9 protein-coding genes and 1 pseudogene are annotated in these 12,562 nt (G+C 64.0%); 6 read left to right on the top strand and 4 right to left on the bottom strand.

Annotation, left to right across the window (positions count from 1 at the left end; translation table 11 throughout):
• Window positions 1–43 precede the first annotated feature (43 nt).
• From argE to mscL, 3 genes are all read left to right on the top strand, one after another.
• A complete protein-coding gene (argE, locus tag ABIE53_RS10270; protein WP_114156082.1) occupies window positions 44–1,291 on the top strand; it encodes an acetylornithine deacetylase in 1,248 nt (415 codons plus the stop codon).
• Between the two features lie 62 nt (window positions 1,292–1,353).
• Entirely contained in the window at window positions 1,354–2,388 is a 1,035-nt protein-coding gene (locus ABIE53_RS10265; RefSeq protein ID WP_006048909.1) for a threonine/serine dehydratase family protein, read from the top strand.
• Window positions 2,389–2,498: 110 nt separating this feature from the next.
• Window positions 2,499–2,945: a large conductance mechanosensitive channel protein MscL gene (gene mscL / locus ABIE53_RS10260; protein ID WP_006048908.1), complete on the top strand. Its 447-nt coding sequence runs from the start codon at window positions 2,499–2,501 to the stop codon at window positions 2,943–2,945.
• Window positions 2,946–3,012: 67 nt separating this feature from the next.
• On the opposite strand, the gene ABIE53_RS10255 is transcribed toward mscL, so the two are convergent.
• The 3 genes and pseudogenes from ABIE53_RS10255 to ABIE53_RS10245 all read right to left on the bottom strand — a co-directional run bounded on the left by ABIE53_RS10255 (window position 3,013) and on the right by ABIE53_RS10245 (window position 7,278).
• Complete coding sequence (locus tag ABIE53_RS10255) at window positions 3,013–4,986, bottom strand: hybrid sensor histidine kinase/response regulator (RefSeq protein ID WP_006048907.1); 1,974 nt, start codon at window positions 4,984–4,986, stop codon at window positions 3,013–3,015.
• A gap of 52 nt (window positions 4,987–5,038) precedes the next feature.
• Window positions 5,039–5,524, bottom strand: coding sequence for a response regulator (locus tag ABIE53_RS10250; RefSeq protein ID WP_006048906.1), 486 nt, complete (start codon window positions 5,522–5,524; stop codon window positions 5,039–5,041).
• 142 nt (window positions 5,525–5,666) lie between these two features.
• Window positions 5,667–7,278, bottom strand: a pseudogene (locus ABIE53_RS10245) (sensor histidine kinase).
• Window positions 7,279–7,612: 334 nt separating this feature from the next.
• Here ABIE53_RS10245 and ABIE53_RS10240 point away from each other — a divergent pair.
• The gene (locus ABIE53_RS10240) at window positions 7,613–8,104 is read left to right on the top strand and encodes a hypothetical protein (RefSeq protein WP_006048904.1); all 492 of its coding nucleotides are present in this window, start codon (window positions 7,613–7,615) and stop codon (window positions 8,102–8,104) included.
• Between the two features lie 101 nt (window positions 8,105–8,205).
• Here ABIE53_RS10240 and ABIE53_RS10235 read toward each other — a convergent pair whose 3' ends face one another.
• Entirely contained in the window at window positions 8,206–10,845 is a 2,640-nt protein-coding gene (locus ABIE53_RS10235) for an AsmA family protein (RefSeq protein WP_114156081.1), read from the bottom strand.
• Between the two features lie 191 nt (window positions 10,846–11,036).
• On the opposite strand from ABIE53_RS10235, the gene ABIE53_RS10230 reads away from it, so the two are divergent.
• A complete protein-coding gene (locus ABIE53_RS10230) occupies window positions 11,037–11,747 on the top strand; it encodes an ABC transporter ATP-binding protein (protein WP_114156080.1) in 711 nt (236 codons plus the stop codon).
• On the top strand, window positions 11,744–12,550 hold the full coding sequence (locus ABIE53_RS10225) for an ABC transporter permease (protein WP_029968320.1): 807 nt from the start codon (window positions 11,744–11,746) through the stop codon (window positions 12,548–12,550). Before ABIE53_RS10230 ends, ABIE53_RS10225 begins: the two co-directional genes overlap by 4 nt.
• Window positions 12,551–12,562: the final 12 nt, after the last annotated feature.

Raw genomic sequence — 12,562 nt, 5'->3', positions numbered from 1 at the left:
ATTTTTGGGTATGATCGAAAGACTCAAATGCCGGAGTCTTGTCATGTCTCACGTCGCTGATTCAGCGCAGTCCTCGCAAACATCCGCCACTGCATCATCCGCTTCCGCCTCCGATACGCCTGTCTCGCTGCCCTGGGTCACACGGCTCGTGTCGATGGACACGGTGAGCCGCAATCCGAATCTCGGTCTGATCGAAACCGTGCGCGACGAGTTGCGCGCCGTAGGCATTGACGCCACGCTCACGCACGATCAAAGCGGCAAATGGGCCAACCTCTTTGCGACGATCCCCGCGCACGACGGCGAAACGAATGGCGGCGTGGTCTTGTCGGGCCACACGGACGTGGTGCCCGTCGACGGTCAGCAATGGGACAGTGATCCGTTCAAGCCGGAAATTCGCGGCGACAAACTGTATGGCCGCGGCACCTGCGACATGAAAGGCTTCATCGGCGCGGCGCTCGCTCTCGTTCCTGAAATGCAGCGCACGAAGCTCGCCAAGCCGATTCACTTCGCGCTTTCATTCGACGAGGAAGTCGGCTGCGCGGGCGCACCGCTGCTGATCGCCGACCTGATGAAGCGCGGCGTGAAGCCGGACGGCTGCATCGTCGGCGAGCCGACCAGCATGCGGCCCATCGTGGCGCATAAGGGCATCAACGCTTATCAATGCTGCGTGCGCGGCCAGGCGGCGCATTCGTCGCTCACGCCGAAGGGCTTGAACGCGATCGAATACGCGGCGCGCCTCATCTGCTATATCCGCGACATGGCCGATCAGTTCCGCGAGCAAGGTCCGTTCGACGAACTGTACGACGTGCCCTTCACCACCGCGCAGACCAGCACGATCGTCGGCGGCAATGCGATCAATACGGTGCCGGCCGAATGCAAGTTCCAGTTCGAATTCCGTAACCTTCCCACGCTCGACCCGGAGCCGATCTTCGCGCGCATCGACCAGTACGCACGCGAAACGCTGCTGCCGAAAATGTTGCGCGAGCATCCATCGGCGGCCATCGAGATCACGAAGATCGCCGCGGCGCCGGGACTCGATTCGTCCGAACAGGCGGCCATCACGCAGCTCGTGCGCGCGCTCACCGCGGATCAGGACAAGCGCAAGGTTGCATACGGCACGGAGGCCGGGCTGTTTTCGCTGGCGGGCATTCCGAGCATTGTGTGCGGCCCCGGCGACATTCAGCAGGCGCACAAGGCCAACGAGTTCGTCGCACTCGATCAGCTCGTGCAGTGCGAACGCTTCCTGCGCAAGTTTATCCACAGCATGTCGGTGGAAGCGCATGCGCTCTGAAAACGCGTGAGAAAGAAGCAGACACTCACGCGTTTCCCGATCAACCCATTGTCGCCCACGCCATGTCAACCGCCACGCCGCAGCACACCGACCATACGATCGACGGCGAGCCGATCCCCACTCTCGACGACATCGCCGCGCAGCACTTCGCGCTGACGCCGTGGGTGGCGCGAACGCCGGTGTTCGACAGGCTCGACTTCGCGTCGCTCGAAGGCACGGTGGTGAACTTCAAGTTCGAGTTGCTGCAGGCGGGCGGCAGCTTCAAGGCGCGCGGCGCGTTCACGAACCTGCTCGCGTTGGATGAAGCACAGCGCAGCGCGGGCGTCACCTGCGTATCGGGCGGCAACCATGCGGTAGCGGTTGCGTATGCGGCGATGCGGCTTGGCATCAGCGCGAAGGTCGTGCTGTTTCGCGCGGCCAATCCGGCGCGCGTCGCGCTGTGCCGGCAATATCGCGCGGAAATTGTGTTCGCCGAAGATCTCGCCGAAGCGTTCGAACTGGTGCGCCGCATTGAAGCGGAAGAAGGCCGCTACTTCGTGCATCCGTTCAACGGTTATCGCACGGTGCTCGGCTCGGCCACGCTCGGCTACGAATGGACCACGCAAACGCCCGACCTCGAAGCCGTGATCGTGCCGATCGGCGGCGGCGGTCTCGCGGCCGGCGTCGCCACGGCAATGCGGCTCGCGAATCCCGACGTCCACGTGTTCGGTGTCGAGCCAGAAGGCGCCGATGCAATGGGCAAGAGTTTCGCCGCGAATCACACGGTGAAGATGGGCCATATGCACAGCATCGCCGATTCGCTGATGGCTCCGCATACCGAGGAATACAGCTATGAACTGTGCCGCCGTCATATCGACGAACTCGTCACGGTTTCCGACGACCAGTTGCGCGCGGCCATGCTGACCCTGTTCGGACAACTGAAGCTCGCCGTCGAACCGGCTTGCGCGGCTGCCACCGCGGCGCTGCTCGGACCGCTGCGCGAGAAGCTGCAAGGCAAGCGTGTCGGCGTTCTGCTGTGCGGCACCAACACCGACCCGGTTACTTTCGCGGCGCAGATCGAACGCGCGCGCCACAGCGCGTCGCAGTTTCCCGACTAGGCTAGTCATGCCGACCAAGCCGAACTACGCTCACTAAGCTATAACTAAGGGCTGGCCTATCCGTCTGAGATTGGTATGATTAAGTCATCGATATTCGGGAGGAAAACCCTATGAGCATGGTCAAGGAATTCAAGGAATTTGCCCTTAAGGGCAACGTGATGGATCTCGCGGTCGGTGTGATCATCGGCGGCGCGTTCTCCACCATTGTCAATTCAGTCGTGAAAGACCTGATCATGCCGGTCGTCGGCGTCGCCACGGGCGGCCTCGACTTCTCGAACAAGTTCATTCGCCTCGGCGACATTCCGCCGAGCTTCAAAGGCAGTCCGGAATCGTATAAAGACCTGCAAACAGCGGGCGTCGCCGTGTTCGGTTATGGCTCGTTCATTACGGTGCTCATCAACTTCATCATCCTCGCGTTTATCATTTTCCTGATGGTGAAGTTCATCAACAATCTGCGTAAGCCGGACGCTGCCGCGCCGTCCGAACCCCCGCCGCCGCCGGAAGACGTGCTGCTGTTGCGTGAAATCCGCGACTCGCTGAAAAACTCGCCGCGCTAGGCGACCGATGCTTGCCGTGCGGCGCTCTCATGTGCCGCACTTATGTGCCACACCTACGCGCCGCGCGTCACATTTCCTTCTGCGCCTTCAGATTGATCGCGTTCTCGATCATCGTTTCCAGTTGCGCGAAGTTCACCGGCTTCGTCAAATGCGAGGTGAAACCGGCGGCGAGACAACGGCGCACGTCTTCGTCGGTGCCGAAACCGGTCAGCGCAACGGCGGGCGCATTCGAACGCTCGCGATACGCCTTGATGAAGTCGAGGCCGGTGCCATCCGGCAAGCCGACGTCGCTGATCACGAGATCGAAAGTTTGCAACTGCGTGGCGGCGAGCGCGTCGTCCACGCGGCCCACCGTCGTCACGTCGTGGCCGAGCGTGCGTATCAGTTGCGCCATGACTTCGGCAGTATCGACGTGATCTTCGATCAGCAAAATGTTAAGTACACCGGCCGGATGCACCGGGTCGGGCAACACCGGCTGCGAGGTGCGCGCGGGGGCGGCAGCCGTCGGCAGCGTGATGGTGAACGTGGCGCCGCAGTGCGGGCCCGGGCTTTGTGCGGTCACCGTGCCGCCATGCACGTCCGTGAGCGCCTTGGTGATGGCGAGGCCGAGCCCCAGCCCGCCGAACTGCCGCGTCATCTTCTGATCGCCCTGCTCGAACGCGTTGAACAGCTTGCCGATCTGTTCGGGCTCGATGCCGATGCCCGTGTCTTCCACCGAAATCTGCACATGCATGCGCTCGTCGCGCGTGCGTACGTAGATGTGGCCGCCGTCGGGCGTGAACTTCGCGGCGTTGCGAATCAGATTCCATAGCATCTGTTGCAGGCGCGCGCGATCGGCAAGCACGTAGTGATGCGTCGCGTCCTTGTGCACATGCACGTCCTGCTGCTTGACCTGGATTTCGCTGCGGAACAGTTCGAGCACGCTGTCGATCACCTCATGCACGTCGACCGTTTCCAGCGACAGACGCAGCTTGCCGTTGGCTACGCGCGTAAGGTCGAGCAGATCGTCGATCAGGCGCGCTTCCAGTTCGATGTTGCGGCGAATCATGCGCACGCTCGAGCGCGCCTGATCCGGCAGATCGGGAATCATCTCGAGCACGCTCGCGCCCGCCAGCACGGGCGTGAGCGGCGTGCGCAACTCGTGCGAAAGCATCGCGAGGAAGCGGTCTTTCGCGCGGTTCGCTTCTTCGGCGATCTGGCGCGCGGCCTGTTCGGAAGCGAGCAGCCGCTCGCGCTCCTGCATCGCTTCGCGCTCCGAATGGATGTCCGTGCAGCTGCCGAACCATTTGCTGATGTTGCCTTCGTTGTCGCGCGTGGCGACGATGCGCGTGTCGAACCAGCGATATTCGCCGTCATGGCGGCGAATGCGCAGTTCGTGCCGATAGGTGCCCGCATTGCCGGCCACCGCTTTGAGCCAGCTACGGCGCACTTCCTCGCGATCGTCCGGATGCACGGCATCGAGCCACGCAAGACCATGCGAGCTGTTTTCGGTGAGACCGGTGTAGTCGTACCATTGCTTCGACAGGAAATCGCAGTCGCCCGCGGCGTTGCAGGTCAACACGAGGTGAGGCAGCGCTTCGGACAGGTCGCGGTAGTGCTGCTCGCGATCGCGCAGCAGCAATGCTTCGTCCGACGCGCGCTGCAGGCGCACTTGCGACAGCACGCGCTCCACCGCTTCGGGCAGGTAATCAAGGTAATCGCCTGACTTCGGCACCACGTCGGACACGCCCGCGCGCAGCGCTTCGATCACACGCGATTCGTCGGTAAAACCAGTCACGAGGATGGCCGGAATCCGCACGCCTTCGGAACGCAGCCGGCGAAAGAAGTCGAGGCCCGTTTCCGGTCCACTCAACTGATAGTCGAGCACCAGCAAGTCGAGGCCGCCCGCGGCGAGCCGTTCGCGCGCGGCCTCCACGCTCGGGCATACCGCGACCCGGCAGCCGGCGCGTTCGAGCGACTTGCGCGCGAGACGCAAGATGCCCTCGTCGTCGTCGACGACGAGAACACAAGCGGCGGGCTGCGTGGACACTTCTTCGGTCATGCGCGATCTTCGTCGGGTAGATAGATAGAGTATGTGAACAAATTGAGGCACGTCATGATGGCGACGCAAAGCGATGCCCGGACGGCAGCTTCACCACTTGCAGGAAAAACCCGAGGCGGCGCACCGCTTCAATAAATGCATCGTACTCGACTGGCTTCGTAATGTAGACATTGCAGCCCAGTTCGTAGCAGCGCGCGATTTCGCGAGGATCGTCGGTCGTGGTGAGGACGATCACCGGCACCGGCGCCGTTTGCGGCGACTCCTTCAGGCGCCGCAATACTTCGAAGCCGTCGACGCGCGGCATCTTCAGATCGAGTAGAACCACGGAATTCCTCAGATCTTCCGCATCGGGATGCGCGCCCGGCGCGCTCTCGCTATCTGTCTGCGCGCCGAAGAAATAATCGAGAGCCTGCTGTCCATCGCGAAAGCGCACGAAGCCATTCGAAATACCGGCACGGCGCAGATTGCGTTCGACGAGCGTGGCGTGGCCGTCGTCGTCTTCGATCAACACGATGCTGACCGTTTCCCCGTGACTCATATGCCCTCCGTTCTCCCAGTTCACGGCAGTTCACGCCAGGTAAGGCCAGGTAAGGCCAAGTAAGGCCACGTAGTGCCGGCGTTGCGCTGGAGCGCAGGCCGCGCGAATCATGCGCTGCGAGTTTTCATTGCGCCCGCGCGACTCAGAGGCGCGCGGGTTGTTCCGGCAGTACGACGAAAAAGCTCGATCCCGCACCTTCCGCGGACTCGACCCACACTCGCCCGCCATGCCGTTCCACCGTGCGCCGCACCACCGCGAGACCGACGCCGTCGCCCTTTGCCACGTCGATATGCAGACGTTGAAACGCACGAAACACTTTCGACATATACGCGGCCGGAATGCCGAGGCCGTTATCGCGCACATAGTACGTGCGCATGCGCACGGCGCGCGGCCCGTTCGCTTCGACGGGCTCCGGCTCGAGCGCGCCGATCTCAATGCGCCCGATGCGCGCCGGGTCGAGGTAATTCAACGCATTGCCAATCAGATTGCTGAAGACCTGTTCGATCGCGGCCGGGTCGCCCCAGGCCGGCGGCAAATCGCGCACGGTGACGACCACGCCGCGCTCGTCAATGACACTTTGCAGATTGTCGACAACGCGCGCCACCGCGCGCGCGACGCTCACCCGTTGCCACTGATACTCGAGCCGCCCCGCACGCGAAATGCGCAACAGCGCCTCGATAATCGCAGCCGCCTGCGTGACCGCACCACGCAAGTATTGCAGGGATTCGCGCACGTCGCCGTCGAGAATATGCGCCATCCGTTTATGTTCCGCTGCCGGCAGGCACGCCTCGCCGACGATACCGTCCAGCTCGTCGCACGAAACCTGCAATTCCTTCGAGAACCCTTGCAGATTCACGAGCGGCGAGCGCAGATCGTGCGATACGCTGTAGATAAACATTTCGTTGTCTTGCGTCTCCTGGCGCAGTTCCTCATTGACGCTGGCGAGTTCGTGCGCACGCGCTTCGAGGCGCCGCTTGAGCGACGCCTGCTCGGCATCCGCCTCGCGCAGACGCGCGCCTGTCTGATGCAGCACGGCGTCGAGCGCAGCGATTTCGTCGTTGCCGGACAGGCGCGCGGCAAGCGGCCGCCCGTTGCCGAGGCGCTCCGCGTTATCGGTCAGCACCTCGAAGCGCCGGCCGATGCTGCGCGCAAAAACGACTGCGGTGCCGGCCCAGATCAGCATGGAGCCGATCACTGCCGCGATCAATGCATATTGCTGACGCTCGCGACGCCGCGCGAGCGCCGCGGCACGCTCGCCATCCAGACGCGAGGCCTCTTCGCCGAATGCCGCGAGTTCGTCGCGAAAGAGCGCGATAGGCTGCGGCAGCGCACCACTTTCGAGCGCGGCCAGCGACTTGCCGCTGCGCCCTTCATGCAACGCCTCCGACACGGTGGCGGTCTGCGCGCGATAAGCGTCGATCGCGCGTCTCATGTTCTGCACGCGTTGCACTTGCTGCGGCGTGTCGGCCACGAGCGCGTCGAGCTTCGACAGACGATCGCTCATGTCGATCCACACCGTGTGCCGGTCGAGCAATGATGGATCGCCGATCACCATGCCGGTTCGAACGCGTGCGGCCTGGCGCAGCAGCGGATCGACGAGCGCCGACGACTGATAAAGGAATCTGCTTGCTATTGGTGACCCATTGCGCGGCCTGCGCTGTCTCTTCCTGCGTATCGAACACGGCGCCGAGAAGCGCGAGTTCGACGAGGCTAGGCACTGCGATCAGCAACAGACCCTTGGTGAATAATTTCATGGTCGCCCGAAGGTCGTTCACGCCGCGGCAAGTCACGGGAACCCGCCAGCCGGACGGGCCATTATCGACGTGAATCGGCAATATTTCAACGTGGCCCAAAGATGCGCCGACCCACATAAAAACGACTTTTTTATTGGTGCGAGATGTTTTTTCGGCGCGCCGTGCGTCTATGATGGAGTCAGATGTGCTCGAATGCTAAGGCGCACGGCGAGGCGGTTCGGCATGATTCGTGCGGGAGACGGTGAGGCGGCGGGATTGTCGAATCATCGTGAATCCGGCCTTGTCGTATGCTATAAAAGATCGACGTGCGGCGCGCGAAGCCGGGAGTTGTCGCATGAGGACGCTGCGTTTCTTGCAATTCTTTTTCAGGCGAATTTTTATGTCCTTCCCGAAAAAGCGTAGACGCGCGAAGGTGGACGGCGATGAGTCGTTCCTCGCGGTACTGCGGCATTTCAAACCCTTCGGCCAACTCGACACCAAGATCGCACGCGCTCGGGCGCAAGACGAGCCGGTGCTTTATGCCCACGTGCTGCCGGGACTCGACGTACTCCTATGCAGCGTGCGCGGCGCACATCCACCCTACCCGGCCGCTGCCGAACTGCGGCGGCGCTGCATCGAATCCATTACGAATGCGCTGGAACAGCCGCTCGACGGTCTCGAGAACGGCGGTTACTGGTATGAAGCCGACGGCTTCGGCTTCCTCGTATTCGCAAGCCGCGCTCGCGGCAAGATCCTGACCGAGTTCGGCGCGACCCGCGTGGGCGCACGTCGCGGAGTTCGCCGGCAGGACGCGGCAGGCGACGCGACGCCGCGTTCGCTGCGCTAGGCACGCTGGCCTTTCATAGAAAGACAAAAGAAAGGCCGCCGCCGAACGTGCGAGGTTCACGAGTCGGCGGAAACAGGCAAGTGCCTTAGCTTCCCTTGGCCTCAGCTTCCCTTGTATTCGGCGGCGCTCGCGGGCGACATCGGCGCGGGCTTGCGCGTTGCCGGTGCAACCGCCGAAGCGCCAGAAGCCGCCGATGCCCCCGAACCTGCCCCCGCCCCCGACGAACGCTTGTTGACCGGCACGCCCTCGAGCGAGATGGCGGGCTTCGGCTGCTGCTTGCTGCCCGGCGGCGGCGCAGTCGGCGCCTGACGCACTTGCGAGAGTAGTTGCGCGCACGGCAACGGCTTGTTGTTGCTCGGTGCGAGCAACGGCAACAGCGCCGCAAACGGATTGATGAGGCCGAGGCCGACGGCCGCGCCGCCTCGCAATGCCAACGCGGCAGCATTCACGCCGACATGCGGGTTCTTGAACGTGCCCTTCGCGTACAGCGGCGAGCGCAGCGAGAACACGCGAAAACCCTTCGTATGCGGATGCACGCCGAGGTCCATCGTTTCGTCGCGCATGTTGACGTTGCCGTCGATGTCGATCACCGCGTCGTCGGTATCGAGTGCGAACACGCGCGAATCCAGCACGCCGTTGGTCGCGACGAAGTCGGCGGCCGCGCAGTTGATCTTCACGTCGCGATTGCCGAAGAGCTTCTCGTACACGACGTTCGCCACGTTCAGGCCGGCGGCCTCCATCAGCAGGCGGCTCACGGTGCCTTCGGTGACGAGCGCCTTGACCTCGCCGTTCGATGTCGCGGCGAGCGCGGCCGGCGAATTGCCCGTCGCGGTCAGCGAGGCGTCGCCGTTGATTTCGCCGAGTGCGTTTTGCATCGTCTTGAAGTTCGGGAAGAGCTGCTTCAACTTCAGATGCCGCGCCGAAGTCGCGAAGCGTCCCTTGAGCGGCGTGCCGCTACCGTCGAGATGAATGTCCGATGCGAGCGTGCCGCCGGCCACGCCGAACTTCAATGGTTGGAGCGACAGCACGCCGTCGGTCATCACGATGTGTGTGTACAGGTCGGTGATCGGCAAATCGGCGTTCTTGACGATGCGCCGGCCGGTGAACTTCACGTCGGCGTCGATCGCCTTCCAGCGGTCAGTGCGGAATTCTTCAACGGGCAGTGCCTTGTTGGACGGCTGCTTCGCCGCATCGCCGCGCTTGGCCTTGCTCGCGTTCGAGTCCGCGCCGATCACCGGCGCGAGATCGGAGAATTGCAGCAGGCGCGACTCGAGTTCGCCCTGCAGCAGCGGGCGCGGCCGACGCGCGGTGTAGGTCAGCGAACCGTTCAGATCGCTGCCGCCCACGCGGCCTGTAAAGTTTTCATACTTGAAGACGTTGCCGCTCGTCTTGAACTGGCCGACGAGACGTCCTTCGGTTGCGTAAGGCGGCGTGTCGGGCAAGGTGACGCCCGTCAGCGAATAGAGCTTGGCCATGCTGCTGCCTTGCACCCACAGGCGCAGGTCGACGGCGGCGAGATGCGCGGGGTCGGTGATGGTGCCGACGAGGCCCACGTGCAGATCGCCCGCCTTCACGTCCGCTTGCACGGGAAACGGGCGGTTCGCGTCCTGCAGCGCGAGCACGCCGCCGACCTTGCCGCTGCCCGACACGGGCGTCTTGTTGTAGGTGCCTTTCAAGGTCCAGCCGATCGCGTACGGCGGGAGTTCGGGTTTGCCGTTACGGGCGGTATTTGGGGCGCTGGCGGGGTTCGTATTGCTGGCCTCGTTGGCGCCGTTGGCTTCGTGGGTACCGCTCGTTCCGTTTGCATCGCTGGCGCGGTTCGCTCCATTGGCTCCGCTCGCGCCGCGTGCATCGCTCGGCGTCGCAGCCGATGCAACCGCCGCGCCGCTCGCGCCTGACCGCGCAGTCGCGCTTGCCCCCTTCGAACCGCCCGCGACCAGCCCACCCGAAGCGCCCGTGGCCGCCGTGGTCCCCGACGCATGCACATCCGTCGCCGAAGCCCCGCGCGCCGCGGCCGCGGAAGCAGCGGACGCCGCCGAGGCCGCCTGCGCATCGGCCTGCGCGCTCAGCTTCTTCGCGCCGTCCTTACCCACCGCTTCCGCCGATGCCTTGCGCGACGCCTCTTCCTGCTGCTTCATCGCCTCGCCGATCGGAATCGGCTGGCCGAGCGTATCGACGACCATCTGCGCGTCGACCTTCTTCTGCTGATCGGACAGCGCGATGTTGCCCTTCGCGAACACGATGTCGTGCAACTGCAGCTTCCACTGCGACGGCGTCTTCGACTTCGGCAACTCGAAGGTCCAGTTGTTGCGTCCGTCGAGCATGCGTTCGAGATCGACGGACGGATTCACCAGATTGATGGCGGGAATCACGATGTCGTGCGCGAGAAGCGGCAGCACCTTCACCTGGAAATCGATTTCGTCGAGTGTCGCGAACTGCGGGCGCTTGGCCCAGTCCGGGTTCGCGATGGTGATGTTTGCCGCCGAGAAGCGCGGCCACGGCACCCAGCTTTTCAAGCCGGTCTCGCCCACGGGACGCCGCAAGCCGACCTTCAGATCGCCGTTGATCGTGAACTGCCGGCCGATGGCCTGCGTGACCTTGTCATTGACATAAGGCCGCGCGCGGTTCCAGTCGAAGGTCAGAATGAAAACCGTGAGCGCCACTATCAGAATGACGATGATCGCCAGTATCCATGCGACGATTTTGCCGGCCCGTCTTCCGATTGTGCTCGACCCTGCCATCAACGGCTCCGCGTTTTCTTCTTGGGTGCCGATCGTTCAGCAGATATTGTGCCCGGCGATTGCGTATCGTAAGAGTCGCGATCGCGTTTGAGCGCGGCACGGACTCATGCGAATGCTGTGCGTCTTGTGCCCTTCCGTGCCCTTATGATGCTGCATCGCTCATCGCGTTTTCTCACGCCTCGTCCATTGTCATGACCGACGTCCCCCTCGTCCTCGCCGACGGCATCGTGCGGCGCGATCCGTCGCGCGGCCAGACGCTTCTGCACTCCACGCGCTTCGCGCTCGACGCCGGCGACCGCGTCGCCATCACCGGTCCGTCGGGCTCCGGCAAGAGCGTGTTCCTGCGCGCGCTCGCCCTGCTCGATCCGCTCGACGCGGGACGCATCGTCTGGCGAGGCGCGCCCGTCGCGCGCGCCGCGATCCCGCAACATCGGCGCAACGTCGCGTATATCCGGCAGCGGCCCGCTCTGCTCGATGGCACGGTCGAAGACAATCTGCGTTATCCGTTCGAACTGCGCGCGTATCGCGATGTGCGCTTTGACCGCGAGCAGGCGGCGAGTCTCGTTGCGCAGGCGGGCCGCGGCAACGGCTTCCTTGACAAGCTCGCAAGCGAACTGTCAGGCGGCGAGGCGCAAATCACCGCATTGATTCGCGTGCTGCAACTCGCGCCCGAAGTGCTGCTGCTCGACGAACCCACCGCGTCGCTCGACCCCGAGTCGTCGCGCGCCATCGAGGGACTCGTGCGCGCCTGGTTCGACGCCGCGCCGCACGCGCGCGCTTCGATCTGGGTGTCTCACGACGCCGCGCAAGCCGCGCGCATGAGCGAGCGTCATCTGACGATGAAGGCTGGCGTGCTCGACGAACCGGCCGTCGCCTCCACTCACGAGGAACCCAGCCGATGACCTTGCAGAACCTGACGCTCTGGGACGTCGCGATCGCCGCGTTGCTGATCGTCGTGAACGGCGCGGTATCGGTTGCGCTGAAGCTCGATCTCGAGCGCAAGCTCGCATGGGCCGCCGTGCGCACTGTCGTGCAACTGCTCGCGATCGGCTATGTGCTTGGTTGGGTGTTTCGCTACGACCACTGGTTCGTCGTGCTGCCCCTGATGATCGTGATGACGCTGATTGCCGGCTTCGCGGGCGCGCAGCGCGGCAGCCGCACTTACCCGGGCCAACGCGTGGACAGCGCCCTGTCGATCTGGATAAGTTCGTGGCTGGTGGCCGCGGTTGGGCTCTTCGTCGTGATCCGCATTCACCCGTGGTACGAGCCGCAGTATGCGATTCCGATTCTCGGGATGATCCTCGGCAATACGCTCACGGGCGTATCGCTCGGCATCGAACGCATGACCGAGGAGTTGACCGCGCGCCGCGACCGCGTCGACATGGCGCTCGCGCTCGGCGCGACCCGCTGGGAAGCCGCGCAGGCGCCCGCGCGTCAGGCCGTGCGCGCCGGCATGATGCCGACGCTGAATCAGATGGCTGTGGTCGGCGTCGTGAGCCTGCCCGGCATGATGACCGGCCAGGTGCTGGCCGGCCAGTCGCCGCTGCAGGCGGTGCGCTATCAGATCGTGATCATGTTCCTGATCGCCGCGTCGTCGGCGCTCGGGACCGTGGGCGCCGTGCTGCTTACTTACCGGCGGCTGTTTTCGGCGGAGCACCGGTTTTTGTCGGCGCGGCTGGTGGAGCGGAGCGCTGGGCGGCGGTGAGCCGGGCGAGCG

Origin of the sequence: Paraburkholderia sp. OAS925, from assembly GCF_040543975.1 — a bacterium.
GTDB classification, from domain to species: Bacteria; Pseudomonadota; Gammaproteobacteria; order Burkholderiales; family Burkholderiaceae; genus Paraburkholderia; species Paraburkholderia graminis.
This window is presented reverse-complemented; position numbering and strand designations above follow the sequence as displayed.